This is a genomic window from Nonomuraea antri (genome assembly GCF_013283785.1).
In the GTDB taxonomy this organism is placed as follows: domain Bacteria; phylum Actinomycetota; class Actinomycetes; order Streptosporangiales; family Streptosporangiaceae; genus Nonomuraea; species Nonomuraea antri.
On sequence record NZ_JABCPZ010000017.1, the window covers coordinates 25,368 to 51,382 of the forward strand.

Sequence of the window (26,015 nt, forward strand, 5' to 3'; positions counted from 1 at the left end):
TGACAGATCCGGCCCGCGACACCGACTCATCGCACGGCCGCCGAATTCCCTGCCGCCAGTGGTAACCCGAACCAGCCGAACAGCCCCGGATCGGGGAAACCGACGATCTCCGCCACCCCGTCCTGGGCCAGGGACAGCACCATGATCCCGTAGCCGCGGCAGGCGCCGGCCTGGTCGGGTAGGTAGGCGGCCAGGGCGGGCTGGCCGTTCGCGGCGATCTCGACCAGGTCGATGAGGTCCAGCCGCCCGTCGGCCGGCCGGGTGGCGAAGAACTCCGTCACCGCCGTCCGGCCGCTGATCTCGACCTGTTCCGGTGGCATCCGCAAGATCACGTCCTCGCGGAGGAGGCCGGCCAGCGCGTCCAGGTCGCGCCGGCGCCAGGAGTCCACGAACCGGCGCAGCAGCTGCCGCTCGTAGTCGATCAGCGGCCGCTGCGGCGCGGCGGCCCTGGCGCGCAGCGCGGCCCGGCCACGCTGCAGCGAGCTGTTGACGGCCGGGACGCTGAGGTCCAGCAGCGCCGCGACCTCGGCCGCGCTCCAGGACAGCACCTCGCGCAGGATGACCACGGCCCGCTGGGTCGGCGGCAGCAGCTGTAAAGCCGTGACGAAGGCCAGCGCCACCTCCTCGCGCCGCTCGACGAGCAGCGCCGGGTCGAGTTCGGCGAGCAGCGTGTCGGGATAGGGCTGCAGCTGATCGACCTCGGCGGCCACGACGGGCAGCCGCCCACGCCGTTCGACGGCCCGCAGGCACGCCATGGTCGCGATCCTGTGCAGCCAGTGGTGCAGCGGCGAGCGGCCCTCGTAACCACCCAGACCGCGCCAGGCGCGCAACAGCGTCTCCTGCAGCGCGTCCTCGGCCTGGTCGAGTGAGCCGAGCATGCGATAGCAGTGCAGGTGAAGCGCCCGCAGGTGCGGCGCGACCAGCGCGTCGAAGGCAGCGTGCTCACCGCGGCGCGCGGCGGCCAGCAGCCGGTCCTGCCCGGCGCCGGAGTCCTGAAGCATGCTCACCCCAGCGACCCTAACCACCGACTACGACAAGAACCGGCCGACCGACGACCGCCCACAACAAGAACCACCGAACCTGACGACCGCCTGCGACTAAACCTCCGGACCCGGCGATCCGCTGCGACAAGCACCACCGAATCTGACGACCGCCTGCGACTAAGACCGCCGAACCTGAGGACCCGCTGCCGCCAAGACCGCCGAGCCGAACGACCGGCTGCGGCAAGAACCGCCGCTTACCTCCGCCCGCCCGCAGCCCCACGGTCCGACGCGGGTCCTCGGGGACGTGTCCTCACGCGGTGGCCCGACTAGGGACCAAAGTCCCTGTCTGGCGCCGGAGCCCGCGGGTAGCGTCGCCGGTATGCCCGACATCGACCTGACCAGGATCCGGGCCGTCGTCTTCGACACCGACGGCGTGGTGACCGACACCGCCCGGGTGCACGCCGCCGCGTGGAAACACGTCTTCGACGCCTTCCTGCGCGGCCGGTCCGCGCCGTTCGACGTCCGGGCCGACTACCTGCGCCACGTGGACGGCCGCTCCCGCCTGGACGGCGTGCGCACCTTCCTGGCCTCCCGCGACCTCCACCTGCCCGAGGGCGGACCGGACGACGAGCCGGGCGCGCCGACCGTGCACGGCCTCGGCCGGGCCAAGGACGCGCTGTTCACCCGGGAGGTCGACGAGCACGGCGTGGCCGCGTACGGCTCGACCGTCGCCCTGCTGCACGAGCTGCGCGGGCGCGGCTGCCGTACCGCGGTGGTGTCGGCCAGCAGGCACTGCCGTCAGGTCGTGGTCGCGGCGGGCCTGATCCACCTGTTCGACGTGCTGGTCGACGGCGAGGACGCGGCCCGGCTGGGCCTGCCGGGCAAACCGGACCCGGCGCTGTTCCTGGAGGCGTGCGCCCGCCTGGACCTGCCGGCCGGAGAGGCGGCGATGGTGGAGGACGCGCTGCCCGGCGTCGAAGCCGGCCGCCGCGGCGGCTTCGCCCTGGTCGTCGGCGTGGACCGGGCGGACTCCCGGGCGGCGGAGATGCGCGCGTCCGGGGCCGACGTCGTGGTGAGTGACCTGGCCGAACTGACGGTCACCGGGCACGTCCCCGCAGGACGGCGATGAACGCCTGGACGCCCACCCCCGAAGACCTCCACCGCGCACCTCCACCCCCATCGCGAAGGAAGTAGTCATGCCAGGAACCGGCGACTTCGGACACCGCCTCACCTACCACCGCGAACGCCTCGGCCTGACCCTGCAGCAGCTCGCCGACCGCGCGGACATGTCCGCCGGGTACCTCCAGTACATGGAGACCCACCTGGACGTGCCCGACCGGGGCACCATGGTCCGCCTGGCCGACGCGCTGGAGACCACCGTCCAGGACCTGCTGGGCGGCGGATACGACCGGCCGCCCGGCCCAGGGCCCGCACTGGCGGCCCCCGTGCTCGAGACCCTGGACACCGGGGAATGCCTGCGTCTGATCGCCTCCGGCGGCATCGGCCGGGTCGTGTTCAGCGGCTCGCACGGCCCGACGGCCCTGCCCGTCAACTACCGGCTGCACGACGGCGCCATCGTCTTCCGCACCGCCTACGGCGGCCCGATGGACCAGGACCTGCGCAGCGGCACGAAAGACGTGGACATCAAGATCGGTTTCGAGGTGGACAGGATCGACGAAGCGCGACGCCAGGGCTGGAGCGTGCTCGTCCAGGGCCCGGCCCACCACGTGCCGGACGACGAGGTGGACAAGCTCGCCGACACCGGCCTCACCCCGTGGGCGGGCGGCGATCGGCGGCTGTACATCCGGATCGTCCCGCACCAGATCACCGGTCGCCGCATCGGCGGCCTGTGACGCCGGGCTGCGGAAGCTCAGAGTTTGCCGGGTTCTCCGGTCCGGATGAACGTGAGCACAGCGTGCCGTAGTTGTCGCAGGAAGTCCGTGAGATCCTCGGCGATCGGGGCGAAGTCTTCGTCTCTGGACGCCGCCCGCGACCGATGGACCTCGCCGCTCCCGGTGATGGCGTAGAGGACGCCGCCGCCGTCGCTGGCGAACACGGTGCCCGAGGCCGGGCCGGGGAGGTCGACGGGGCCCTGGGTCACGAGCTCGTCGTGGACGTGGCAGGCGCAGTGGATGAAGTAGCCGTTTCCGATGTCGGGCAGCGAGACCTCGTGGATCACTCGATAGAAGCCGGCGAGCGGATCGGGCAGGCTCAGGTGCTTGTCACCCTCGGCTGAACCGATCGCGTTGGCGTCGGGCGGGTAGCCGTAGGTGGCTTCGAAGCCGTCCAGGAAAGGCCGCAACGCCTGGTCGAGCTCGTCGTGCCAGGCGATCAGCCAGTCGTCGTCGAGGGAGTCGGTGATCACCGTCCCATTCTCCCCTGCCGGCGCCCGCGCCTTCCCGGTGCCCGAACCCGCGATGGCGCAGTCGGCTGGTACGGGCCATGAGCGCTACGGCGAGCCGGCCGCGGAGGCGCTGTGGCCGGGCCGCGCGCGGACCGGACTGCTGCCCGACGACCAGGACCGGTCTCGCTGGAACGACGAACTGATCGCCGCCCTGTACGACCGGCTCGGCGCGCTGACCGGCTCGCCGGTCGTGGAGCGCCGCCCAGGGCGTGGCGACGAGGCGTACCGGCGGGCGCGAGACCTCACCGGCGACGGCGCGGAACGGCGCTTCCTCGAACGCCGGCCGACGGGACGGGCCCGGGCCGGTCATGGCGTGAGCGAGGTCCCCGTCGCCGACCCCGGGACGCCTCTGATGTCCCCAGGTCGTCGGCGGATCGGCCCCCCGAATACGTCGAGTGGAGTACCCGGAGGTCGGCCAGGCAGCGGATGCGCGTCCCGAGCCGGTTGAGGAAAGTGTTCACAGGAGGCCCGCGGCCGTCGAGGGGTGCCGCTGCGGAGCCGAGCGGACCGGGGACGAGCGGCGGGAGACGACATGCCAGAGGGGACACGCCGGGACCAGCAGTCGTTGGGGGCGTTGCTGCGGCGCTGGCGGGAACGCGCGTTACTCACGCAGGAGGACGTGGCCGCGCGCTCCGGGCTCAGCGTCCGAACCGTCCGGCGGCTGGAGGGGGACGGGCTGCCGCGCGCCCGCAGCACGTCGTTACGGCTCCTGGGCGAGGCGCTCGGCCTCGACCGCGCCGAACGGGCCAGGATGGCGGCCATGGCCCGCGGCACCACCCAGGTCACCGAACGCGACTGGCCCGGTCCTCACCCCCAGGCGCCGGCACCGGTAGCGGCGTCGCAGGCGGAGGGCAGCGCGCGCACGCGGACGCGTGACGGTCTCGTCCGCGCGCACGACGCTCTCGGTCAGGCCGAGCACGCCTGCAGGAACGGGCGTGCGGCCTTGAGTGTCCTCATCGCCGATTCACTCACGCCGACGCACGAGGAGCTTCCCGGCGAGGTCAGTTGAACGGCACGCCCGGGCGACCTCACCAGAGCCACATCAGGCGATGGCCCCGAGCCGGTAGAAGCTGCTGCCGTTGTCGAAGAAGTGGTTGACGGTCTCCTCGGTGAGGATCGTGGTGAGGCCCATGAAGTCGTCCGGGTTGAGCGGGCCGTCGTCGTCCCAGAGCCGGAGCGTGGCGCCGACCGAGACGCACTTGTCCACCTCGACCCGCTGGCCCTCGGCCATCGACACGTAGGCCGCGGTCGTCGGCCAGATCTTCACGCGGTCCTCGTTCAGGATGTACACCTCGTCCCGATCGCCCTCCTCGAGGACGTCGACGGCCCTGATGCCGTCGAGGAACACCTTCCCCGGGCCACAGGCGAGCGGGCCCGCCCGGTTCTCCTGGGCGGTCGCCGGGCTTCCGGTCATCGCGAGGCTTCCCACCGCCGCGACCGCGGCCGCGAGCGTCGTCAGTCTTCTGCGCCAGGTACGCATGTCGGTTCCTTTCGTCGTGGGGCATGGCTGTCCTGAGCGGAGCATGGGACCAGGACTCGCGCGGCGCGCCTTCGCGTACGTGGTCGCGATCCGAGCCGCTCATCAGCAGGCTGCCGCAGGCACAGGGCACGCACCAGGACACCGACCGGCCACGGACCGGGCTCTCCGCGGCAGGGGTCGATTGACATCGCGTCGACGCGTCTGTTATTAATCCACCAACTGGTTGGTGGATTAAGGAGCTCGGATGGCGACGACCCGACGAGGCAGGCCACCGGCCGCGACGGCCACGGACCGCCGCGACGCTCTGGTCCGTGCCGCGTACCAGCGCCTGGCCGAACGCGGCTTCGAGGGACTGCGCCTGCGGGACGTCGCCGGCCACGTCGGCATCGACCACTCCTCGATCCACCACCACTTCCCCACCAAGCAGGACCTGGTGGTGGCGGTCGTGGACCACAGCACCCGGCAGTTCTGGTCGACCACGCCGCAGGACGGCAGCCCGGCCGAGCGCCTGCGCGGCCACCTCGCCGCACTCCGCAGGAAGATCGTCGAGGAGCCCGAGCTGCACGCGGTGCTGCGCGAGCTGGACCTGCGCGCCCGGCGCGACCCCGAGCTGCGGGAGATCATCGCCGGCCGCGAGGAAGGCTGGCGGAACTCCCTGCGCACCCTGCTGGCCGAGGCCGCCATGGACGGCGCGCTGACGCCGGGCGTCGATCCGGCCGCCGGCGCCGAGCTGATCATCGCCACGGTCAAGGGCGCGAGCCTGACCCCCGACCGCGCCGACGACGTGCTCGGGCTGCTCGACCGGCTGCTGTTACCCGCATGACCCAGGGAGGAGACGGCTCATGTCCACGAGATCACTGCGCGTCATCGTCGCGGGCGGCGGCATCGGCGGGCTCTGCCTCGCGCAGGGCCTGCACGCCGCCGGGATAGGCGTCGAGGTCTACGAACGCGACGCCGCGCCCGACGCGCGCTCACAGGGGTACCGGCTCAACATCGAACCGGTGGGCAGCCGGGCCCTGCACGACTGCCTTCCCCCGCACCTCTGGGACATCCTGGTGGCCACCGCCGGAGATCCGGGCCCGGGCATGGGCGTCTTCACCGAGCGGCTGCGGCTGCTGATGCGCGAGGACGACCCGCCCCCGGGGCTCGGCCCGTCAGAACGGACGCACGCGGTCAGCCGGATCACGCTGCGCCGGCTGCTGCTCGCCGGGCTGGACGGCGTAGTCCGGTTCGGCAAGGAGTTCACCGGCTACCGGCAGAACGCGGACGGCACGGTCACCGCCCTGTTCGCCGACGGCACCTCCGCCACCGGCGACCTGCTGGTCGGCGCGGACGGCGTCCGCTCACGAGTACGCCGCCAGCTCCTGCCGCACGCCGGACAGCGCGACGCGCCCGGCGTCGGGATCGGCGGCAAGCTCCGGCTCGGCGACGAGACGGCCTGGCTGCCCAGGGAGATGTCCAGCACCAAGAACATGATCCTGCCGAAGCGGGACTTCCTGTTCACCGCGGTGTTCCGGCGCCGTGAGGGCGGCGCGGCCGTCGCCGAGCGCGCCGGCGACCGGTTGCGCGCCGCCGGCCTGGACCCGGACCTGCTCATCCAGGACATGAAGGACGACGACTACGTCATGTGGGCCTTCGTCGCCCACCGGAACGAACTGCCCCCCGAACCGCCCGTCGATCTACCCGGTGACCTGCCCGCCGACCTGCCTGGCGCGGACGGGCGGCGGCTGCGCGACCTGGTCACGTCCCGCCTCGCGGACTGGCATCCCGACCTGCGCGAACTGATCGGCCGGACGCCCGCGGACACCATCGAGCGCTTCGACTTCGCCGCCGCGGCCACGGTGAGACCCTGGCCCACCACGAACGTGACCCTGCTGGGCGACGCGATCCACCACATGCCGCCGGTCGGCGGGCTCGGCGGCAACGCCGCGCTGTTCGACGCCGACGCGTTGCGCCGCGCGTTGATCGCGGTCCACCGAGGCGAGCAGGAGCTGCTGCCCGCGCTCGCCGCGTACGAGCGGGCCATGTTGCGGCACGGCTTCGGCGCGGTGCGGGCCGCGACCTGGTACCTGCGCCTGGCCGTCCTGCGCAGTCGCGCCGTCCGGGCGGCCGCGCGGACGTTCTTCCGGCTGTGCGGCGCGGTCCCGGCCCTGCGCCGCGCCGTCTTCTCGGACTGAGCGCGGGGTCGCCCGCAGCGGATCCCGCCCCTCCCTGAAGTCGATGCGACCCGATACCTTGCCACGCAAGGTATCGGGTCGTACCGTGGTCTCATGTCTGAGGGCACCGAGACGCCGCCAGGATCAGCGTCCGTCGCTCGCCTGCGCCGCGAGCTCTCTCGCGGCACGACCGAGCTGGCCGTGCTGTCCGTCCTCGGCGTCCGCCGCCGATACGGCTACGAACTGCTCAAAGTGCTCCGCGAAACCGGCGAGGGCGTCCTGGAGATCAAGGAGGGCACCCTCTATCCGCTGCTGCACCGGCTGGAGGACTCCGGCCACATCCTGGCGACCTGGGAGGCGGAAGGCCGGGCCAGGCCGCGCAAGTACTACGTCATCACTCCGGAGGGTCGCACCCACCTCGCCTTGCTGCGCGCCGAGTGGAACAGCCTGGCCGACGGGATGCGACAACTCCTCGACACCCTTGACGAGGTGCGGGAATGAGCAACGACCAAGAGATCATCGACGATTACACCGAGCGGGTCGGACGCCATCTGACGGGCCCGGCCCGAGACAAGGCGAAGGCCGAGCTCGGCGCGCACCTGTCCGACGCGGCCGAGGCGGGCGAACTGGGACACGCCCTGAGCCGGCTCGGCACCCCGAGAGAGGCCGCGGCCTCCTTCGCCGAGTTACGCTCCGCGCCGCCCGCGCCCATGAACGCGCGGCTGGCCGCGGTCGTGATCGACAACCTGCCGCTGGTCGGCGTCACGCTCACGCTGCTGGTGCAGGCGATCCGCCAGTTCCCCGACCTGGGCAACGGCTTCGCGCTCTCGTTCCCGCCCCTGGTGTACGTCAAGATCGGTGACGGGTGCATGAGCGTGGGCCCGTCCGCGATCTGCGAATCCGGCGTCTACGACTACGCCGGGCTCCTCTACTCCATCGGCGTGCCGCTCGCCATGCTCTGGTCGATCGTCGGCCTGGGGCTGATCGAGTCCTTGACCGGGACGACCCCGGGCAAGCGCCTGCTGAAACTGTGTGTCGTGACCGAGTCCGGGCTGCGCCCGCACCCGGCCGCCGGCCTCGGCCGGCGGCTCAGCCTGCTGGTGGGACCGGTCGCCTGGCTGGACTGGCTGCCCGTGCTGTGGGGCGACCGGCGCCGGCTGCTCGACCTCCTGATCGGGACCAAGGTCGTCCGGGCGGCGCGGCAGGGCTCGCCGTCCACGGTGTGACTCGGGTGCGGCGCCTACCTCAGGCCGTCCAGGAGCCGCAGCTCCTCGTGGAGGATCCGCGCCTCGTCCGTGAACCCCAGCCGCTCGTGCACGTCGGCGCTGGCGCTCAGGAACACGCCCAGGTCCTGGTAGGAGGCGGGGGTCCCGGCCTGGATGAGGTAGGTGTAGACCTGGTGACCCTCCTGCACGATCGGCATCGCCTCCTCCCACCGGTCCAGCTTGCCCAGCAGGCGGGCGACCATCGCCATCGAGCGGCCCAGCCACGGCAGGAAACGGTCGAGATCGTCGTCCGCCAGCGACTCGCGGATGTCGTACGCCTCCCGCCCCGCCACCAGCGCGTCGGCGGGCCGGTCGAGCTCCTCCAGGCGCATGCCGAGGTTGAACAGCGCCGAGGCCAGGCTGGGGAGGTGGCGCGGAGGGTTGTCCCTGGCGAGTTCGCGGCGGATGGCGATCGCCTCCTCGTACAGCGGCAGGGCCTCCTCGGGACGGTCGAGGTCGCCCAGCCGGTTGCCGCAGTTCGACAGGGAGGCGCACAGGTCGGCGAGAAAACCGCCGGGATCGGCGGCGACCAGCTCCCTGCGGATGGCCAGCGCCTCCCGTTCGAGCTGCAGGGCCGTCTCGAAGCGGCCCAGGTCCGCCGCGTGGATGCCGAGGTTCGACAAGGAGCCGGCGAGGCTGGGCAGGCGGCCGGGATCGGCCGGCACCAGGGCGCGCCAGAGCGTGACCGCCTCCAGCTCCATGAGCCACGCCTCCTCGGGCCGGCCCGTCCGGTTGAGTTGCGTGCCGAGGTTCGACAGGGCGGCGGCCAGCATGGGTTCGTACCGCCCGGCGCCGGCCGCGACCAGGCCGCGGTAGAGGGCGACGGCCTCCTCGACGAGCGTCAGCGCCTCGGCCACCCGGCCCAGCTCCGACAACGTCGCGGCGACGTTGTTCATGCTGGAGGCCAGCTCACCCCGGCGGGACGGGTCGGCGGCAGCCAGCTCACGGTAGCGGGCCAGTATCTGCTGCTCGTACCCCAGGGCCTCGGCCGGCAGCCCCTGCGCGGACAGCGTCGCGACGAGGTCGGCCAGTGCCGCTTGCGCCTTCGCGATGCGCTCATCGGAATGTTCGAAGGACAAAGAGGACCTCGCTCGATAGCGTCCGCCGACTTCGCACATTCTCCGGCTATTTGATCATTTTGTCACGACGGCGCCCATCGGCGGTCGAGGTGCCACACTTCGCGGGGTGCCGGACATGTACCAGGTGTCCGGCACCTTTCGCCAAGGAGACCCTGTGACCTACCGAGATCGCTTCGAAGCGGTCTATGACGCCTACTACCCGGCGATACATCAGTACGCCGCCCGCCGTACCGGCTCGCCCGACGACACCGCCGACGTCATCTCCGAGACGTTCCTCACCGCCTGGCGGCGTATCGGCGAGGTGCCCGAGGGCGAGGAGGCGCTGCTGTGGCTGTACGGGGTGGCCCGCCGCGTGCTGGCCAACCGGCAGCGCGGCGACGTGCGCAGAGCCGTGCTCGCCGAACGCCTGCGCGCGGAGCTGGCCGCCGACCGGCCGGTCAGCCCGGTCGACCTGGACCACGTGCGCGCCGCCTTCGACCAGCTCCCCGCGCGTGACCGCGAGGTCTTGGCGCTGGCCTGCTGGGAGGGCCTGACCAGCCGGCAGATCGCCACCGTCATGGGAGGCACGGCCCTGGCCGCCCGTACCCGGCTGAGCCGGGCGCGCAAGCGGATGGCGGCGGCGCTGGAGCGGCAGGCGTCCTTGACGATCGCGATGGGGGAAGCATGAGCGACATCGACCACCTGGTGAAGGCCATCGACCCGGCACCCCACGCGCCGGATCAGGGGCCCGGCGCGCGGGAGCTGCGTGCGGCGATCCTGGCGACGCCGGCGCCCGCGCCCCGGCCGGCCCGGCGCCTGGCGTGGCGGGCCGGGGCGGCCGTCGGGCTCGCGGCGGCCGTGGCCGCGGCGGCGGTCCTGTTCGGCCAGGACGTCCTCACCCCGACGCACTCCCCCGACGTCACCTCCCTGCCGGACACGTCGATCCTGCTCGCCGCCGCGGCCCGCGCCGAGGCGGCCCCGCAAGGCGCCTACTGGCGTCTCAAGGAACTGGACGTGGGCACGGCGGGCCCGTACGGCAGGACCGGCGACACCTACCACCTCCGGACCTCCTACCTCATGGAACAGTGGATGGCCAAGGACGGCCGCGCCTGGATCGGCCGCAGGCGACTGGCCGCGCACCCCCTGGACACGGCCGCCTGGCGCAGGGACGGCTCGCCCGCGGAATGGGAGATCGGCGAGGACGGCGGCGTCCACTCCACCTCCCCGGAAGCGGGCACGCTCACCCGGCTCAAGGGAGAGCAGAAGCTCTACTGGAGCGCCAGGCCCATGACCATGAAGGAGATCGAGGCCCTGCCCGCCGACCCGGAGGCGCTCAAGCAGCGAGCCGCCGAGGCCATCCGCCGCGATCAGGACTTCGCCGGCTCCGTGGCCGACGGCCTGCCGTCCACCCTGGCCTCGCTCCTGTACCAGCTCCCCGCCTCCCCCCGGGTACGCGCCGCCGCCTACCAGGCGCTGGCGACACTGCCCGGCGTACGGGTCGAAGGCCCGGCCACCGATCCGCGCGGACGGCCGGGCGTCTCGGTGACCTTCCCGCTCCAGCGCGGCCGGCCCGGCCAGGGCAGGCTGATCATCGACCCGGGCACCTCCAAGGTGCTGACCTACGAGGTCACCGGCACGCCGCAGAAGGGAGACCGGGCCAACCTGGTGCTGGAGTCCGGCTGGACCGACACCGAGCCGGCGCCGCCCGCCACCGAATGAACGCCTACGGAACAGGCCTACCGGTTGGGGAAGGAACCGACCAGCCCGCCGTCGATCACCAGGTCCTGGCCGGTGATGTAGGAGGCGTCGTCGGAGGCCAGGAAGGCCACGGCGGCCGCCACCTCGGCGGCGTGACCGACGGTGCCCAGCGGCACCTGCGCGGCGTTGCGGGCATCGGCCTCCGGGCCGGTGTTCGCACCGCGGTACATCTCGGTGTCGATGTAGCCCGGGCTGACCGAGTTCACGCGGATCCCGCGCGGCGCCAGGTCCGAGCCCAGCGTGCGCGCCAGATTGTGGACGGCGGCCTTGGTCGCCGAGTAGACGGAGGCGATCGGCAGCCCGCGATACAACGTCCACGAGGCGTTCAGCACGATCGCGCCGCCCTCCTTCAGCAGCGGCAGCGCCTTACGCACGGTGAAGAACACGCCCTTGAAGTTCACGTCGACGGAATGGTCGAAATCGGCCTCGGTCAGCTCGGCTGCGGGCTTGAAGACGCCCGTGCCCGCGTTGGCGAACACCGCGTCCAGGCCGCCGCGCCAGGTCTCGACGCGGCGCATCAGCACGTCCAGGTCGGCCAGGCTCGCGACGTCGGCGCGGACGGTCAGCAGGCGCGGCCCCGCGTCGAGCGCGGCCGCCGCCCGCGCCAGCCGGGACTCGTCACGCCCGGTGATGACGACGTAGGCGCCCTCGTCGAGCAGACGGCGAGCGGTGGCCAGGCCCATGCCGGACGTGGGGTCTACCACCACCACCCTCCCGCTACCCGGCCGCGACCCCCAGGAGGGCGGCCAGCCGCTCCCCGGTGTCCGTACCGGCCGCCGGTGAGTGCAGCATCAGCCGATGTCCGGGCAGATCGGGGAGGGTCAGCGCGGTGTACTCGAAGGTGAGATCACCGGCGTCGGGGTGGGTGACGGTCTTGCTGCCGGACGTCGCGTCGCCGACGTCGTGCTCGGCCCAGACCTCCGCGAACTCCGGGCTGGCCGCGCACATGTCCGCGGCCAGCCGGCCGAACTCCGGATCGTCCGGATAGCGCGCGGCGTCCGCCCGGAACTGGCCGACGATCGCCTTCGCCGCGTCCCGCCAGTCGCACAGCGCCGACCGGTAGCGGGTGCTGGTGAAGAACGTGACCAGACAGTTGTGGTCGTCCTCGCCGTAACCGAAGATCAGCTCGGCCGCCCGGTTGACGGCCACCAGGTTCCAGTGCCGGTCGATCAGGTACGCGGGACGGGGCAGCCAGGCGTCGATCACCCGGCGCAACCCGTCGGGCACCTGCCGGACCGCCGCCGGTGGCAGCCGCGGCGGGTTCGACCCGGCCAGCAGGTAGAGGTGCTCGCGTTCGGCGGCGTCCAGGCGGAGCACCCGGGCGATCGAGTCGAGCACCTCGCCGGACACGTTGATCTCCCGGCCCTGCTCCAGCCACGTGTACCAGGACACCCCCACCCCGGCCAGCACCGCGACCTCCTCGCGGCGCAACCCGGGCGTCCGGCGCGAGCGGACGTCACCGGCGGCCATCCCCACGTCGGCGGGGGTCACCCGGGCCCGCCGCGACCGCAGGAACTCGCGCATCTCCGCCGAACGTCTGGCCCGCGCCTCCGCGGGGAGCTTGGTGATGTCCACGAAACCCATGCTAGGTCGGGCCGAACACCGCAAGCGGCGGCCGTTTCGCGGGCCACTGATCAGCTCGCGATAATGACCGGATGGATGAGGTCGAGGTCGTCGTCGCCCATCACGAGCGGGCGACCCTGCGCGTCGGCGACGTGTTCCTGAAGATCGACACCGACCAGGCGCGCACCGACGTCGAGGTCGAGGCGATGGCCAGGGCGCCCGTCCCGACTCCCCGGGTCCTGTGGCGCAAGCCGCCCGTGCTCGCGCTCGCCGCGCTCCCCGGCACGGCGCTCGGCCGCCTCGGCCGGCCGTCCACCGCGTCACCCGCGGCGTGGGCCGCGGCCGGCGCCGCCGTGCGGAGGTTGCACGACGCGCCGCTGCCGCCCTGGCCAGGGCGCGGCCTCGACGAGATCGCCGCCGAACTCGACGCGGAATGCGCGTGGCTCCTCGCGAACGACGTCCTGCCCGCCGACCTGGTCACCCGCAACCGCCAGGTCGCCGAGGCCGCGCTGCGACCGTTCACGCCGGTGTTCGCGCACGGCGACCTGCAGGTCAGCCACGTGTTCGTCGACGGCGACGAGGTCACCGGCGTGATCGACTGGTCCGAGGCGGCCCAGGGCGATCCCCTGTTCGACCTCGCCAGCCTGACGCTCGGGCACGAGAAGCACCTCGGCGACGTCATCGCGGGCTACGGCGCGGACGTCGACCTCGACGCGATCCGCGGATGGTGGTCGCTGCGGAGCCTGCGTGCGGCGCGCTGGCTGATCGAGCACGGCTTCGACCCGTCCTCGCCGGGTTGCGAGTTCGACGTGTTGAGAGCCAGGATGTGAACCAAGGCCGCGCCTTTACAAAGTAGATCAACGACTGAAGATACGAATTCGGATATCGGTCGTCCGTTGATATCAATATTGGACAGGTCCGAGGTCCTGTGGTGTCCTCTTGCGCATGAAGAAGGCAATACTCGGCGTCCTCGTGCTCACCTCATCCCTCCTCGGCGTCCCCGCCCACGCGGCCACCGCCCCCGGCGTCGCCGCGGCGGCCCAGGAGGCGCGGCCGGGCACGATCGTGCGCGACGACCTGCGCGCGGTGTTCGACGCGGCCGGTGTGCGAGGCACGTTCGCGTTGCTCGACGTGTCGGCAGGGAAGACGACCGTGGTGGACCGTCGGCGCGCCGAGACGCCGATGGTGCCCGCCTCCAGTTTCAAGGTCCCGCACGCGCTGATCGCGTTGGAGACGGGCGTGGTGAAGAGCCCCGACGAGGTGATCCCCTGGGACGGCACGCCGCAGCCGTTCCCCGACTGGGAGAAGGACATGAGCATGCGGGAGGCCGTCCGCGTCTCCAACGCGGCGGCGTTCCAGGTGATCGCCCGCCGCGTCGGGCTCAAGCGTGAACGGCAGTGGCTGCACCGGCTGGGCTACGGCAACCGGCAGACCGGGACGGCGGTGGACCGGTTCTGGCTGGACGGCCCGCTGAAGATCTCGGCGGTGCAGCAGACCCGGTTCATGCAGCGGCTGGCCGCGCTGCGCCTGCCCGCCACGCGCGAGCACCAGCGCACCGTCCGCGACCTGATCCTGCAGGAGAGGAAGGACGGGTACGCCCTGTACGCCAAGTCGGGCTGGCAGAACGCCCCCGACCCCGGCACCGGCTGGTGGACCGGCTGGGTCGAGCGCGGCGGCCGCGTCCACGCGTTCGCGCTGAACATCGACATCGCCGAGGACGGCGACGCCGCCAAGCGCGCCACGCTCGCCCGTGAACTGCTGCGGCGGCTGAACGTCCTGCCTGCCGCGTGAGCGTCTCCCCACCCGGCGGCGACCACGGCTACGACCACGGCTTCGACCACGACCACGGTGACCGGCGTACGGTCGCCGTGGTCGTCGCCATTCAGGCGGCCATCTCGCTGGGTTACTTCGCGGCGATGGCGCACGTCGTCCTGCATCTCAGAGGCGGGCTGGGGCTGGCCGCCGGGCTGATCGGCCTGGTGCTGGCGCTGCGCAACCTCGTGCAGCACACGCTCTCCCTGCCGGTCGGCGCGCTGGTGGACGTGCTCGGCCCGGTCCGGATGGGCATTCTGGCGTGCCTGCTGCGCGCGGCCGGGTTCGCGCTGCTCGGCACCGTCTCCAGCCTGCCCTGGCTGGTCGTCGCGGTGGTGCTGCTGGGCGCGGGCGGGGCGCTGTTCCATCCGGCGGCGCAGTCGCTGCTGGCCGGGCTCGCGGAACGGCGCAGAGCCCGCGGCTACGCCGCCTACGCGATGACGTTGCAGGTCGCGGCCGTGCTCGGCCCGGTGCTCGGGCTGGCGCTGCTGAACGTCGGCTACTGGCTGGTGGCGCTGACGGCGGCCGCGCTGTGGGCAGGCGCGGCGTACCTGTTCACGCTGGTGCGGCACGCACCGCCGGCGCGGGACGCGGGCGGGGTCGTCGCCGGGGTGCGCACGGCGGTGCGCGACCGGGTCTTCGTCTGGTTCGCGGCCGTGTCGGCGCCGGCCATCCTGCTGACCGACCAGGCGTCGGTGGTGGTGCCGCTGGGCGGCGTGGACGCGGGCGCGTTGACCGTGTTCTCCTGCGTGCTCGCCATGGTGTCGGCGGCGGTGCAGCCGTGGTGCGCGGTGCCGGGGCGCGCCGACCGTCCTGGGGTGCTGCGTGCCGGGCTGTGGTGCGCGGCCGGCGGCCATCTGCTGCTGGCGTTCGGCGCGGGCGGCGGGCTGCCCGGCCTGGTGGCGGTGGCCGCGCTGCACGGCCTCGCCGACGGCCTGCTGCAGCCGGCGGTGTTCCAGACGGTCGCCCGGCTCGCCCCGCGGGCGCGGTTCGGGGCTTACCTGGGCGTGCAGACGTTCCTGTCCGGCCTGTTCGCGTTCGCCGGCGGCATCGCGGTGGGCTGGTCGTTCGACCAGGGGCCGGGCGGGGCGACGGCGGCGCTGATCGTCCTGGCGCTGACCGGCTGCGTCGCCGCGGCCTGCGCCCGGCCACTCCCCCGGCCGGCGGGCCCAGGCGCCGCCAGCGAGCCCGAGCCCGTCGAGGGCGCCAGGAGCCGCGTGGAGACGCCGATGTTGTAGCTCCAGGTGTCCGGCCGGTTACTCCGGCACCGCCTTCCTTCCGACGTTACGCTTTCCGTGCCGCACGGCGGCCGGGCTGCTCGGCGTGGCCGGCGGCGCCACGGGTCGTCGGCGGAGGGCGGTCGGACCTTGGACGTCGGCATCGCGGTGGCCGCGGCGCGCTCATCGGCTGCCCCACACCGCGCGGATCACCTCGGCGATCGCGCGCAGGACCCGTGCGCGATCGGCCGGGCCGCATCCCCGGGTGGCCATCCAGACGATGACGACGGCGGTCGTGGCCACGCATCCCAGGCCGGCGATCGGCATCAGCACCCACACCGCAGGGTTCATCGGCGCGTCCCTTCCATGGTCGGCAGCCGGTGGATCGGCCGCGATGCGGGTCAGTCCACCGTGCGGGCGGCCGCCGTCCAACGGTTGCCGGAGCGACCGGACGGAAAGCCTTCCCGCCCAGGTCAGCGCGGCTTCCCGCCCCCGCGGGACCGGACGGTCCGGACGGGAGGGCCGCACGCGTGACGGGTGACGGCGACCTGCCCGCCGCCAGGGCGGTGTTGCGCGAGGCGTTGAGGTCGCTGGAGCGGGCGGCCCGCGAGCGCACGCCCGGGCTGCGCCGCCGCGACCTGATCGACCGCGCCAACGAACTGCTCACCGCCAGGCGGGCGGCGGCGCGGCTCACCCCGCAGACGGTCAGCGACTGGTTCACCAAGGGCAGCACCGCCCACGACTTCGTACCGCTGTGGACGCTGGTCCGCGTGCTGCTGGAGCACGCCGGTGACCCGCCCGCCTACGAGCCGCGGCACGCCTGGTGGCGCAACCAGCACGAGCTGTGGAAGACGCGCTGGGAGCAGGCTCGCGCCGCCGGCGTCCAGGACGGACGCCCGGGCCATGGCCAGGCGGCCGGAGAAACGTGCCCGTACCCGGGGCTGCGCCCGTTCAACGGGGCCGAGTCCGAGTGGTTCTTCGGCCGGGAGGCGCTGGTCAGCCGGGTCATGGACCGGCTCGAACGATGTCTCGCCGAACGCAGCCCGCTGGCCGTCGTCGCGCCCTCCGGCGCGGGCAAGTCGTCGTTGCTGCAGGCCGGGGTGCTTCCCGCGCTGGCCAGAGGGCAACTGCCCGGCTCCGGACGGTGGCCGCGGCTGCTGCTCACCCCCACCGCCGATCCGCTCGCGGCGCTGGTCGCGGGGCTCGGCCCGCTGATCGGGGCCGAGGAGCCGGCGGTCGGTGCGGCGGTGCGGGGTGAGCCCGGTGACCTGGCGGCGCTGATCCGCGAGCGGCTGCCCGGCGGCCGGATCGTCCTGGTCGTCGACCAGCTGGAGGAGCTGTTCACGCTGTGCGGGGACGAGTCCGCGCAGCGCCGCTTCGTGACCGCGCTGGCCGGCCTGACCGGGGCGGCGGCGTCGGAAGAGCCCGTCGCGCTGGCGCTCTACGGTCTGCGCGCCGACTTCTACGGCTCCTGCGCCGGCTTCGCCCACCTGCGCGACACGCTCGCCGACCACCAGGTGTTCATCGGCGCGATGACCGACGACGAGGTGCGCAGGGCCGTGACGGAACCGGCCGGGCACGCCGGGCTGACGCTCGCGCCCGGCCTGGTCGACGTCATCCTGCGCGATCTGCGCGGCACCGCGGGATCGTCCGAGGGCACGTACCAGGCCGGGCGGTTGCCGCTGCTCGCGCACGCGCTGCGGGTGACGTGGCTGAACCGCAGGGGCAACGCCCTGACCCTGGACGGCTACCGCGCCTGCGGCGGCATCGACGGAGCGGTCGCCGCCACCGCCGAGGAGGAGTTCGAGAAGCTCACGAAGCTGACCCCGGACGCCGGGCAGGCGGCCAGGGCGCTGTTCCTCGGCCTGGTCAGGATCGGCGAGAACGGCGAGGTCACCAGCCGCCGCCGGGCCCACGACGACCTGATGCTGGCCGCCGCGGAGCCGCGGATCGTCAAGGAGGCCGCCGAGCGGTTCACCCGCGCCCGGCTGCTCACCCAGGGAGCGCGGCGGGAGGACGGCTCGGTCACCGTCGAGCTCACCCACGAAGCGCTGCTGTGGGCCTGGCCGCGGCTGCGTGACGACTGGATCGGGCAGGGCGCGGGCAAGGGGGCGAACGCCCTGGTCCGCCAGGAGGCGGAGGACGCGGCCGTCGCCTGGGAGCGCGGCCGGCGCAAGGACGCGGCGGTCCTGTACCGGGGCAGCCGGCTGGAGCTGGCCCGCGGCTGGGCGGCGGGCGCGAGCCGCGCCGAGGTCACCCCGCTCGTCCGGGAGTTCATCGCCGCCTCCGAGCGGCACGAGCGGCGCGGCAGGCGGATCAGGAGCGCGGTGGTGGCCGCGGTGTGCGCGCTGGCGCTGATCGCCTCGGGGCTGGCCGTGTTCGCGCTGAACAAGCAGAGCGCCGCCGTCGCGGAACGCGACAACGCGATCTTCGAGCGGGTCGCCGCGGAGGCCGACCGGCAGCGCGAGACGAACACCTCGCTGGCCGCGCAGCTCGACCTGGCCGCCTACCGGATGCGTCCGACGGCCGCGCTGCGTACCCGGCTGATGACGCAGGCGGGAGCGGTGCAGTCGACCGCGCTGCCGGGGAGTTACCCGCACGTCCCCGTGGTCGCCTTCGGCCCGGACGGCAGCCTGGCCACCGGCGCCGGCCGGCTGCGGCTCTGGAACGTCGCCGACCCGGGCCGTCCGTCCCCCCTGACCGGCGAGCTCAGCGCCGGAGAGCGGGTGTTCGTGCAGCAGCTCGCCTACGGCCCACGCGGCGACCTGCTGGCCCGCGGCGGCTCGGACGGCACCATCAGGCTCCTGGACGTCTCCGACGTCCGCCACCCGGTGGCGCTGTCCGACCCGGTGCGCGTGGCGACGGGCATGGTGGTCAGCCTGAAGTTCAGCCCCGACGGCCGCACCCTGGCACTCGGCACCAGGGCCGACACCCCGGGCACCACGACCAGCACCGTGCAACTGTGGGACGTGACGGATCCGCGGCGGCCCCGCCGGCTGAGCACCGTGCTGTCCAGGCAGCGCGAAGGCGTCACGTCCGTCGCGTTCAGCCCGGACGGCGACACCCTCGCCGTCACCGGCGGCACCGGTCCCGGGACTGACCGCAGGCTGCTGACCCGGCTGTGGGACGTGTCCGATCCGGCCCGTCCCGCCGCGCTGGGCGGCGAGCTGGGCGGGCACACCGGCGTCGTGCACCAGGTGGCCTTCGCCCCCGGCGGGCGGGCCATGGCCACCGCGGGCGGCGACAACCGGGTGCTGATCTGGGACGTCACGAACCGCGAGCGGCCCAGCGTGCGCAACACGCTGTTCCTGTCCACCACGGTCAGCGCGGTCGCCTTCAGCCCGGACGGAAACCTGCTGGCCACCGGCGACAACTCGGGCAGCGTCCACCTGTGGAACACCGGCGACCCGGCACACGCCAGGGTGCTCGGCCCGCCGCTGCGCGGGCACACCAGCGTGGTCGTCAGCCTGGCCTTCGACGCCACCGGCCGCGCGCTGGCCAGCGGCAGCGGCGACCGTACGGTGCGGCTGTGGCGGCTGCCCCCGACGCTGGCCGTCACGGACGGCGGCCTGTCGGTCAACGCGCTGGCGATCAGCGGCGACGGCCGGCTGCTCGCGGCGGCCTCCGGGTTCCACGTCACGCTCTGGGACGTCTCCGACCCGACCCGCCTGACCCCGCTCGGCACGCTGCCCCGCGCCCTGTTCGTCGTGGACGCGCTGGCCTTCGGCACCGGCGGGTCGGGAACCGTCCTGGCGACCGGTGACCGGGGCGGCGCGATACGGCTGTGGGACGTCTCCGCGCCGGCCCGTCCGGTCGATCGCGGCGAGGTGCCGCCCCGGCGGCTCGCGCCGATCTCCGCGCTGGCCTTCGACGCCACCGGGCGCACCCTGACCGCCGCCTCGATGAGCCTGCAGGGCGGCTACTCCGGCGCGCTGCGCGCCTGGGACGTGACGGACCCGGCCCGCCCCACCGTGCTCAGCGCCGAATTGCGCCGGCAGGCCCTACCGATTAAAGCACTGCCGATCAAGGCCCTGGCCGCCGCGCCCCGTGGGCCGTACCTCTACAGCGGCGAGGTGCTGGGCACCGTGCACGTCTGGCGGACGGGCGGCGGGGCCGTTCCCGCGCCCGCCGGTCAGGTGGCCACCAACCAGCTGATCATGTCCGCCGACGTCGACGCCCGCGCGCTGCTGGCCACCGGCGGCGGGGACAACACGATCCGGTTGTGGGACCTGTCGCGGCCCGGCTCGCCCAGGGCGGCCGGCACGCCGCTGCCGGCCGGTGGAGTGGTCTCCAGCGTGCGCTTCGCCCCGGACGGGAAGCTGCTCGCCGGCGGCGCGGTCGGCCAGATCCGGCTGTGGGACACCGCCGTGCCCGCGTCCGCGTCGGCGCTGGGGCTGCCGGTCACCGGGCACAACGGCGCGGTCAACGCCCTGGTCTTCGGCCCGCGCGGCGACCTGCTCATCAGCGGCGGCCAGGACGGCACGATCCGGCTCTGGCAGGCCGACCCGGAGCGCGCCTTCACCATCCTGTGCCGGTCGACGCGGCACGCCATGACGCCCGACGTGTGGCGGACGTACGTGTCGCCGGCCCTGTCCTACGAACCGCCCTGCGGCGAGCCGGTGCCGTACTGACCGGTCGTGGCCGGCCGCTCCCCCGCGCGGCGCCGGGCGGATGAGCGGCGCGCTACTCCCGGGGAAGTAGCCGGGCCGCCGCTACTTCCCGCGTGCCACGTCCAGGAGTCTCCCCCGGCAGGATGCCCGCTGACCAGCCCGGATAGCACCATGTCCGGCATGAACACGATCGAATCCCAAGCCCGTACGGGGGTCGTACTCGCCGCGGTGGCCGTGGTGCAGTTCATGGTGTCGCTGGACCTGTCGGTCGTGAACGTCGGCCTGCCGGAGATCGCGGCCGGCCTCGGTTTCGGCGCGGTGGGCCTGACCTGGGTGATCCACGCCTACGCGCTCACCTTCGGCGGGCTGCTCCTGCTCGGCGGCAAGGCCGCCGACCGCTACGGCCGCAGGCCGGTCCTGCTGGCCGGGCTCGTGCTGTTCGGGCTGGCCTCGCTGGCGGGCGGCTTCGCCGTCGAGCCGGGCCACCTCGTCGCCGCCCGCGCGCTCCAGGGCGTCGGGGCCGCCGCGCTGGCCCCGGCCGCGCTGGCCCTGCTGGCCACCACGTTCCCCGCTGGCCGGGCCCGCGTGCGCGCCTTCGGGGTGTGGAGCGCGACGAACGCCGCCGGCGCCGCGCTGGGCGTGCTCATCGGCGGGCTGCTCACCGAGTACGCCGGCTGGCGCTGGGTGATGTTCGTCAACGTGCCGATGGCCGCCGTCGCGCTGGCCCTGGCCTGGCGGGGCGTGCCCGCGCGGCCCGCTCCGGCGCCCGGCCGGCGTCCTGACGTGGTGGGCGCGGTGCTGGCCACGGCGGGCATGAGCCTGCTGGTGTTCGGCATCGTGCGCACCGAGCAGTACGCGTGGACCTCGTCCGTCACGCTGGCGACCCTGGGCGGCGCCGTGGCGCTGCTGGCCGCGTTCGTCCTGGTCGAACGGACGACCACGCGTGAGCCGCTGATCCGGCTCGGCCTGTTCGCCAACCGCTCGGTGGTCGGCGCGAACGTCTACAGCCTGCTGTCCGGGGCCGCCATGGCCGCGTCGTTCTACTTCCTGTCCCTGTATCTGCAACGCGTGCTCGGGAACGGGCCCGCGCTGGCCGGGCTGCAGTTCCTGCCGGTCGCGCTGGGCGTGATCGCGGGCTCGGTGCTCGCGGTCAAGCTCGGCTACCGGTTCGCGCCGCGTACGCTGCTGGTCGCCGGCGGGCTGGTGACGGCGTCCGGGATGGCCTGGTTCGGCATGATCAGCCCGGACGGTGGTTTCGTCACCGACATCCTGGGCCCGTCCATCGTCGCCGGCATCGGCTTCGGGATCGGCCTCGGTCCGCTGGTCGCCCTCGCCACCACCGGCGTCGCCGCGCACGAGAGCGGCACCGCGTCGGGCCTGCTCAACAGCTCCCGACAGCTCGGCGCCGCACTCGGGCTGGCCGCGCTCGGCAGCGCCGCGCACCAGCGCAGCGGCCCGGCCGCCACCGCCGCCGCGCTCAGCGACGGCTACGCGTTCGGCCTGACGCTGGGCGCGGTGCTGCTGGCCGGCGCCGTACTCGTCGCGCTGACCGTCCTGCCCTGGTCGCGGCGGCCCACCCAGGCGGAACGGGCCGAGGCCCGGCCCCGCGCCGACCTGAGCAAGGAAGGACGTTCGGCATGACGATCACCACAGACACACACACCGGCACCGGCAGGGCCGGGGCCGGGCCCCGGATGCGCCGGCTGCTGCGGCCGCACGCGCTGAATTTCGCGGCCGTCGTCGCCTTCCAGGTGGTCGGCGCCGTCGCGGGGCTGGCGCCGCTGCTGGCCGTCGCCGAGCTGGGCCGGACCCTGCTGGCGCCCGGCCCGATCGATTCCGGACGGGTCTGGTTCGTGGTGCTCGCGGGCGCGGCGGGGCTGCTCGCCCGGCTGGTGTTCACCGGGGCGTCGTCCGGGATCGGGCACCTCGTGGACGGCGAGGTGCAGCTCGCCCTCCGCCGGCGGCTGGCCGCCGGGCTGGGACGGGTGCCGATCGGCTGGTTCTCCCGCCGCCGCACCGGCGAGCTGGCCAAGGTGGTCGGCGAGGACGTCAGCGCCGTGCACCCGTTCATCGCCCACGCGCCGGGCGAGCTGGTCGCGGCCTTCGTGGTGCCGCTGGTGTCGCTGGTCTACCTGTTCACCGTCGACTGGCGGCTCACGCTGATCACGCTGATCCCGGTGGCGCTGGCGGTGGCCCTGGTCCCGCTGATGATGACGCCGGCCAAGCTGCGCGAGCAGACCGAGTTCGACGCGGCCATGGGGCGGATCTCCAGCTCGGTGGTGGAGTTCGTGCAGGGGATCGCGGTGGTCAAGGCGTTCGGCGGGGCCGGGCGCGCCCATCGCAGGTTCCGCACGGCCACCGACGACTTCGTGGCCAGCTTCTACCGGATGGTGCGCGGCCTGTCCGCGATCGCCGCGGCCATGCAGGTGGTGTTGTCGCCGCCGTTCGTGCTGCTGGTGGTGCTGGCCGGCGGCGCGCTGCTGATCACCAGCGGCGGGCTGCCGCCGGCGGACCTGCTGCCGTTCCTGCTGCTCGGGCTGGGGCTGACCGCTCCGGTGGCGGCGCTCGGGCACGGCTTCGACGACCTGCAGACCGCCAGGCGCGCGATCGGCCGGATCAAGGACGTGCTCGCGGTGCGCCCGCTGCCCGAGCCCGACCGGCCGCGCACCCCGCGGGGGCACCGGGTGGAGCTGCGTGACGTCCGCTTCGCCTACGACGACGGCCACGAGGTGCTGCGCGGCATCGACCTGGTGCTCGAACCCGGGACGGTCACCGCGATCGTCGGCCCGTCGGGCAGCGGCAAGTCCACGCTGGTGCAGTTGCTGCCGCGGTTCTTCGACCCGTCGCACGGCTCGATCACGCTGGGCGGGGTCGATCTGCGCGAGCTGGACGCCGAGGAGCTGTACCGGCGGGTGTCGTTCGTCTTCCAGGACGTCCGGCTGCTGCGGGCCTCGGTCGCCGACAACATCGCGCTCGCGGTGCCCAGGGCCGGGCACGACGACGTGGTCAGGGCGGCGAAGCTGGCGAACATCCACGAGCGCGTCCTGGAGCTGCCGCACGGCTACGACACCGTGATCGGGCAGGACGTGCACCTGTCGGGCGGCGAGGCGCAACGCGTCGCGCTCGCCCGGGCGCTGCTGGCCGACGCGCCGGTCCTGGTGCTGGACGAGGCGACCTCGTTCGCCGACCCGCAGACCGAGCAGGCGGTGCGCCGCGCGCTGGCGTCACCGGCCGGCGACCGGACGATCCTGGTCATCGCGCACCGCCTGGAGACCGTCGCCGACGCCGACACCGTGCTCGTGCTGGCGGACGGAACCGTCGCCGAGCGCGGCCGGCCCGCCGACCTGCTGGCCCAGGACGGACGTTTCGCCGCGTTCTGGCGCTCACACCAGTCCACCGTTCACGACGTGCCGCGAGGAGAAGACCCGCGATGATCCGCCTGCTGCTGCGCGTGCTCGGCGCCGAGTACGCCCCGCCGGTGCGCCGCACCGTGGCCCTGATGACCGTGACCGCGGTCGCCGAGGGCCTGTCCTACGCGCTGCTGGTCCCCGTGCTGCGGACCCTGTTCGGCGGCACTCCGGCCGATGCCGGGCCGTGGCTGGGGGCGTTCGCCGCCGCGGTCGCCGGCTACGCGGCGCTGCGTTACGCCAGTGACCTGTCCGGCTTCCGGGTCGGCACCACGCTGCTGCGCGGCATGTACCACCGGCTCGGCGACCACCTGGGCCGGCTGCCCGTCGGCTGGTACGGCGCGGGCCGGGTCGGGGAGGTGTCGGTGCTGGCCGGCAGCGGCGTGCTGCAGGCGATGAGCGTGATCGCGCACCTGCTGGCGCCGTTCATCTCCGCCGCCGTGACGCCGCTGACCATCGTCGCCCTGATGCTGGTCTTCAACTGGCAGCTCGGGCTGGCCGCGCTGCTCGCCGCGCCCGTCGTGGCCGCGGCCCAGGCGTGGACGGTTCGCTCGATGGCCGCGACCGACGCCGAGCGCGCCGCGCGTGACCACGAGGCCAGTGCCAGGGTCATCGAGTACCTGCAGGCCCAGCCGGTGCTGCGGGCCGGCGGCCGGACCGGTGAGCGGTTCCGGCTGCTGGACGAGTCGCTGCGGCAGGTGCAGCGGGCGTCGCGGCGTACCGTGCTGGCGACGCTGCCCGGCACGGTGGGCCTGACGCTCGCGGTGCAGGCGGCGTTCACCGCGCTGCTGGTCCTGGGCGCCTACCTGGCGCTCGGCGGCGGCATCGGGGTGGCCGAGGTGCTGGCGATCCTGGTGCTGGCCGCGCGCTGCGCCGACCCGCTGCTGGCGCTGGCCGACCTCGGCGGCAAGCTGCGCGCCGCGCGTTCGGAGCTGGCCAGGCTGGACGAGGTGCTGCGCGCCGAGCCGCTGCCCGAGCCGCGCGAGCCGGTCCGGCCGGTCCGCCACGACCTGGAGCTGGATTCCGTCTCCTTCGCGCACGGCGAGCGCGCGGTGCTCGACGAGGTGTCGCTGTCGGTGCCGCAGGGCGGCCGGCTGGCCGTGGTCGGGCCGTCCGGCTCGGGCAAGAGCACGCTGCTGCAACTGCTGGCCCGCTTCTACGACGTCCAGGGCGGCGCGATCCGCGTGGGCGGCGTCGACGTGCGCTCGATGAGCACCGAGACGCTGATGTCGCAGCTGGCCATCGTCTTCCAGGACGTCTACCTCTTCGACGGCACGATCGAGGAGAACGTCCGGCTCGGCCGGCCCGGCGCGTCCGACGCCGAGGTGCGGGCGGCCGCCGCCGCGGCCCGGCTGGACGAGGTGATCGAGCGGCTGCCCGGCGGCTGGTCGGCGAACGTCGGCGAGGGCGGCGCCCTGCTGTCGGGCGGCGAGCGCCAGCGCGTCTCGATCGCCCGCGCCCTGCTGAAGGACGCCCCGATCGTGCTGCTCGACGAGGTGACCTCCGCGCTCGACCCGCTGAACGAGGCGGCGGTGCACGCGGGCATCGAACGCCTGATGGCCGGACGGACGGTGGTGATGGTGGCGCACCGGCTGCGCACGGTCCAGCGCGCCGACCACATCGTCTTCCTGGACGGCGGCCGGATCGCCGAGGAGGGCACCCACGAGGAGCTGCTGCGCCGCGCGGGCCGCTACGCCGGGTTCTGGAACGTCTCACTCACCCCGTGACCCATGCGGCAGGCGGGCCCGCCGTTCAGGAGGGGCGGGCCAGGTACGCGGTCTTGGCATCGGCGGTGAATCCGCAGGCACGGTAGAACGCGTGGGTGGCGGGCTGGCTGGAGCCGGTCTGCAGCATCGCCTTGTAGCAGCCGGCGTCCCAGGCGGCCTGCAGGGTGCCGGCCATGATCTGCTTGCCGAGGCCCGTGCCGCGCCGCGACTCGTCGACGACGACGTTCTCGATGACGGCGTAGGGCGAGGCCGCCCGGGTGAGGTTGGGGATCACGTTGAGATAGGCCGTCGCGACGATCGCGCCGTCGCGTTCGAGCACGAACAGCCGTAGCGCCGGAGAGTCCAGGATCTGCTGGAAGACGGCGGCGTCGGACCCGTCGCTCAGGACGGGATCGTGGGGCTGCAGCTGCCGGTAGAGGCGGAGGATGTGCTCGAAGTCGCCGGCTCGGGCCTCGCGGAACATGCGCAAGAGCATAGGGCGGCCGCTCCCCCGGGGAACGCGCGGCCCGTCCCGCGAGGCCCGTGCCGTCCCCCGGGCTTGATCGCGGACGGGCGGCAGTGGCATCCTGGCGAGC

The 26,015-nt window shown here is 73.7% G+C and carries 25 protein-coding genes; 17 read left to right on the forward strand and 8 right to left on the reverse strand.

Annotated elements, in window-relative coordinates; translation table 11 throughout:
* Positions 1 to 26 precede the first annotated feature (26 nt).
* Positions 27 to 1,001 carry an RNA polymerase subunit sigma-70 gene (locus tag HII36_RS08580; RefSeq protein ID WP_173522594.1) on the reverse strand — a complete coding sequence of 325 codons (975 nt, stop codon included), beginning with the start codon at positions 999 to 1,001 and terminating at the stop codon, positions 27 to 29.
* A gap of 361 nt (positions 1,002 to 1,362) precedes the next feature.
* On the opposite strand from HII36_RS08580, the gene HII36_RS08585 reads away from it, so the two are divergent.
* Together HII36_RS08585 and HII36_RS08590 are read left to right on the forward strand one after the other, a co-directional pair.
* A complete protein-coding gene (locus HII36_RS08585; protein ID WP_173522546.1) occupies positions 1,363 to 2,112 on the forward strand; it encodes an HAD family hydrolase in 750 nt (249 codons plus the stop codon).
* Between the two features lie 67 nt (positions 2,113 to 2,179).
* Positions 2,180 to 2,836 (forward strand): helix-turn-helix domain-containing protein, encoded by a 657-nt coding sequence (locus HII36_RS08590; RefSeq protein ID WP_173522547.1) that lies wholly within the window; start codon positions 2,180 to 2,182, stop codon positions 2,834 to 2,836.
* Between the two features lie 17 nt (positions 2,837 to 2,853).
* On the opposite strand, the gene HII36_RS08595 is transcribed toward HII36_RS08590, so the two are convergent.
* Positions 2,854 to 3,348: a hypothetical protein gene (locus tag HII36_RS08595; RefSeq protein ID WP_173522548.1), complete on the reverse strand. Its 495-nt coding sequence runs from the start codon at positions 3,346 to 3,348 to the stop codon at positions 2,854 to 2,856.
* Between HII36_RS08595 and HII36_RS08600 the strand changes: the two genes are divergently transcribed.
* Positions 3,341 to 3,835 (forward strand): hypothetical protein, encoded by a 495-nt coding sequence (locus tag HII36_RS08600; RefSeq protein WP_173522549.1) that lies wholly within the window; start codon positions 3,341 to 3,343, stop codon positions 3,833 to 3,835. The genes HII36_RS08595 and HII36_RS08600 overlap by 8 nt on opposite strands.
* Before the next feature lie 84 nt (positions 3,836 to 3,919).
* Complete coding sequence (locus HII36_RS08605) at positions 3,920 to 4,396, forward strand: helix-turn-helix domain-containing protein (protein WP_173522550.1); 477 nt, start codon at positions 3,920 to 3,922, stop codon at positions 4,394 to 4,396.
* A 33-nt stretch (positions 4,397 to 4,429) separates the two neighbouring features.
* On the opposite strand, the gene HII36_RS08610 is transcribed toward HII36_RS08605, so the two are convergent.
* Entirely contained in the window at positions 4,430 to 4,867 is a 438-nt protein-coding gene (locus tag HII36_RS08610; protein ID WP_173522551.1) for a hypothetical protein, read from the reverse strand.
* Between the two features lie 244 nt (positions 4,868 to 5,111).
* Between HII36_RS08610 and HII36_RS08615 the strand changes: the two genes are divergently transcribed.
* From HII36_RS08615 to HII36_RS08630, 4 genes are all read left to right on the forward strand, one after another.
* The gene (locus tag HII36_RS08615) at positions 5,112 to 5,690 is read left to right on the forward strand and encodes a TetR/AcrR family transcriptional regulator (RefSeq protein ID WP_173522552.1); all 579 of its coding nucleotides are present in this window, start codon (positions 5,112 to 5,114) and stop codon (positions 5,688 to 5,690) included.
* 19 nt (positions 5,691 to 5,709) lie between these two features.
* Entirely contained in the window at positions 5,710 to 7,044 is a 1,335-nt protein-coding gene (locus HII36_RS08620; protein ID WP_173522553.1) for an FAD-dependent oxidoreductase, read from the forward strand.
* A 93-nt stretch (positions 7,045 to 7,137) separates the two neighbouring features.
* Positions 7,138 to 7,524: a PadR family transcriptional regulator gene (locus tag HII36_RS08625; RefSeq protein ID WP_173522554.1), complete on the forward strand. Its 387-nt coding sequence runs from the start codon at positions 7,138 to 7,140 to the stop codon at positions 7,522 to 7,524.
* Positions 7,521 to 8,249 (forward strand): RDD family protein, encoded by a 729-nt coding sequence (locus tag HII36_RS08630; RefSeq protein ID WP_173522555.1) that lies wholly within the window; start codon positions 7,521 to 7,523, stop codon positions 8,247 to 8,249. The genes HII36_RS08625 and HII36_RS08630 overlap by 4 nt, the downstream gene beginning before the upstream one ends.
* Positions 8,250 to 8,263: 14 nt before the next feature.
* Here HII36_RS08630 and HII36_RS08635 read toward each other — a convergent pair whose 3' ends face one another.
* Entirely contained in the window at positions 8,264 to 9,367 is a 1,104-nt protein-coding gene (locus HII36_RS08635) for a tetratricopeptide repeat protein (RefSeq protein WP_173522556.1), read from the reverse strand.
* Between the two features lie 154 nt (positions 9,368 to 9,521).
* Here HII36_RS08635 and HII36_RS08640 point away from each other — a divergent pair, with 154 nt between their 5' ends.
* Complete coding sequence (locus HII36_RS08640; protein ID WP_328807641.1) at positions 9,522 to 10,034, forward strand: RNA polymerase sigma factor; 513 nt, start codon at positions 9,522 to 9,524, stop codon at positions 10,032 to 10,034.
* Positions 10,031 to 11,065 (forward strand): CU044_5270 family protein, encoded by a 1,035-nt coding sequence (locus HII36_RS08645; protein ID WP_173522557.1) that lies wholly within the window; start codon positions 10,031 to 10,033, stop codon positions 11,063 to 11,065. Before HII36_RS08640 ends, HII36_RS08645 begins: the two co-directional genes overlap by 4 nt.
* Before the next feature lie 17 nt (positions 11,066 to 11,082).
* Here HII36_RS08645 and HII36_RS08650 read toward each other — a convergent pair whose 3' ends face one another.
* Complete coding sequence (locus HII36_RS08650; RefSeq protein ID WP_328807642.1) at positions 11,083 to 11,811, reverse strand: SDR family NAD(P)-dependent oxidoreductase; 729 nt, start codon at positions 11,809 to 11,811, stop codon at positions 11,083 to 11,085.
* A gap of 10 nt (positions 11,812 to 11,821) precedes the next feature.
* Complete coding sequence (locus HII36_RS08655) at positions 11,822 to 12,679, reverse strand: helix-turn-helix transcriptional regulator (protein ID WP_328807643.1); 858 nt, start codon at positions 12,677 to 12,679, stop codon at positions 11,822 to 11,824.
* Between the two features lie 80 nt (positions 12,680 to 12,759).
* Here HII36_RS08655 and HII36_RS08660 point away from each other — a divergent pair, with 80 nt between their 5' ends.
* The 3 genes from HII36_RS08660 (at position 12,760) to HII36_RS08670 (ending at position 15,717) form a co-directional block, all read left to right on the forward strand.
* On the forward strand, positions 12,760 to 13,497 hold the full coding sequence (locus HII36_RS08660; protein ID WP_173522559.1) for a phosphotransferase family protein: 738 nt from the start codon (positions 12,760 to 12,762) through the stop codon (positions 13,495 to 13,497).
* Between the two features lie 115 nt (positions 13,498 to 13,612).
* A complete protein-coding gene (gene blaOXA / locus HII36_RS08665; protein ID WP_173522560.1) occupies positions 13,613 to 14,458 on the forward strand; it encodes a class D beta-lactamase in 846 nt (281 codons plus the stop codon).
* Positions 14,455 to 15,717 carry an MFS transporter gene (locus tag HII36_RS08670; RefSeq protein WP_173522561.1) on the forward strand — a complete coding sequence of 421 codons (1,263 nt, stop codon included), beginning with the start codon at positions 14,455 to 14,457 and terminating at the stop codon, positions 15,715 to 15,717. Before blaOXA ends, HII36_RS08670 begins: the two co-directional genes overlap by 4 nt.
* Positions 15,718 to 15,879: 162 nt before the next feature.
* Here the strand turns inward: HII36_RS08670 and HII36_RS08675 are convergent, their stop codons facing one another.
* On the reverse strand, positions 15,880 to 16,047 hold the full coding sequence (locus HII36_RS08675; RefSeq protein WP_173522562.1) for a hypothetical protein: 168 nt from the start codon (positions 16,045 to 16,047) through the stop codon (positions 15,880 to 15,882).
* A gap of 179 nt (positions 16,048 to 16,226) precedes the next feature.
* Here HII36_RS08675 and HII36_RS58590 point away from each other — a divergent pair, with 179 nt between their 5' ends.
* The 4 genes from HII36_RS58590 to HII36_RS08695 all read left to right on the forward strand — a co-directional run bounded on the left by HII36_RS58590 (position 16,227) and on the right by HII36_RS08695 (position 25,440).
* On the forward strand, positions 16,227 to 20,327 hold the full coding sequence (locus tag HII36_RS58590; RefSeq protein ID WP_173522563.1) for an nSTAND1 domain-containing NTPase: 4,101 nt from the start codon (positions 16,227 to 16,229) through the stop codon (positions 20,325 to 20,327).
* 159 nt (positions 20,328 to 20,486) lie between these two features.
* Entirely contained in the window at positions 20,487 to 21,947 is a 1,461-nt protein-coding gene (locus tag HII36_RS08685; RefSeq protein WP_236003306.1) for an MFS transporter, read from the forward strand.
* Positions 21,944 to 23,740: an ABC transporter ATP-binding protein gene (locus tag HII36_RS08690; RefSeq protein ID WP_217369306.1), complete on the forward strand. Its 1,797-nt coding sequence runs from the start codon at positions 21,944 to 21,946 to the stop codon at positions 23,738 to 23,740. Before HII36_RS08685 ends, HII36_RS08690 begins: the two co-directional genes overlap by 4 nt.
* Positions 23,737 to 25,440, forward strand: coding sequence for an ABC transporter ATP-binding protein (locus tag HII36_RS08695; RefSeq protein ID WP_173522565.1), 1,704 nt, complete (start codon positions 23,737 to 23,739; stop codon positions 25,438 to 25,440). Before HII36_RS08690 ends, HII36_RS08695 begins: the two co-directional genes overlap by 4 nt.
* 25 nt (positions 25,441 to 25,465) lie before the next feature.
* On the opposite strand, the gene HII36_RS08700 is transcribed toward HII36_RS08695, so the two are convergent.
* Positions 25,466 to 25,903 carry a GNAT family N-acetyltransferase gene (locus tag HII36_RS08700; protein WP_173522566.1) on the reverse strand — a complete coding sequence of 146 codons (438 nt, stop codon included), beginning with the start codon at positions 25,901 to 25,903 and terminating at the stop codon, positions 25,466 to 25,468.
* Positions 25,904 to 26,015: the final 112 nt, after the last annotated feature.

Coding starts and splice junctions, on each gene's coding strand:
- HII36_RS08585 (WP_173522546.1), top strand. CDS start 1,363: ATGCCCGACATCGACCTGACCAGGATCCGGGCCGTCGTCTTCGACACC.
- HII36_RS08675 (WP_173522562.1), bottom strand. CDS start 16,047: ATGAACCCTGCGGTGTGGGTGCTGATGCCGATCGCCGGCCTGGGATGC.
- HII36_RS08630 (WP_173522555.1), top strand. CDS start 7,521: ATGAGCAACGACCAAGAGATCATCGACGATTACACCGAGCGGGTCGGA.
- HII36_RS08580 (WP_173522594.1), bottom strand. CDS start 1,001: ATGCTTCAGGACTCCGGCGCCGGGCAGGACCGGCTGCTGGCCGCCGCG.
- HII36_RS08605 (WP_173522550.1), top strand. CDS start 3,920: ATGCCAGAGGGGACACGCCGGGACCAGCAGTCGTTGGGGGCGTTGCTG.
- HII36_RS08610 (WP_173522551.1), bottom strand. CDS start 4,867: ATGCGTACCTGGCGCAGAAGACTGACGACGCTCGCGGCCGCGGTCGCG.
- HII36_RS08700 (WP_173522566.1), bottom strand. CDS start 25,903: ATGTTCCGCGAGGCCCGAGCCGGCGACTTCGAGCACATCCTCCGCCTC.
- HII36_RS08660 (WP_173522559.1), top strand. CDS start 12,760: ATGGATGAGGTCGAGGTCGTCGTCGCCCATCACGAGCGGGCGACCCTG.
- HII36_RS08690 (WP_217369306.1), top strand. CDS start 21,944: ATGACGATCACCACAGACACACACACCGGCACCGGCAGGGCCGGGGCC.
- HII36_RS08695 (WP_173522565.1), top strand. CDS start 23,737: ATGATCCGCCTGCTGCTGCGCGTGCTCGGCGCCGAGTACGCCCCGCCG.
- HII36_RS08685 (WP_236003306.1), top strand. CDS start 20,487: ATGAACACGATCGAATCCCAAGCCCGTACGGGGGTCGTACTCGCCGCG.
- HII36_RS08645 (WP_173522557.1), top strand. CDS start 10,031: ATGAGCGACATCGACCACCTGGTGAAGGCCATCGACCCGGCACCCCAC.
- HII36_RS08615 (WP_173522552.1), top strand. CDS start 5,112: ATGGCGACGACCCGACGAGGCAGGCCACCGGCCGCGACGGCCACGGAC.
- HII36_RS08620 (WP_173522553.1), top strand. CDS start 5,710: ATGTCCACGAGATCACTGCGCGTCATCGTCGCGGGCGGCGGCATCGGC.
- HII36_RS08625 (WP_173522554.1), top strand. CDS start 7,138: ATGTCTGAGGGCACCGAGACGCCGCCAGGATCAGCGTCCGTCGCTCGC.
- HII36_RS08590 (WP_173522547.1), top strand. CDS start 2,180: ATGCCAGGAACCGGCGACTTCGGACACCGCCTCACCTACCACCGCGAA.
- blaOXA (WP_173522560.1), top strand. CDS start 13,613: ATGAAGAAGGCAATACTCGGCGTCCTCGTGCTCACCTCATCCCTCCTC.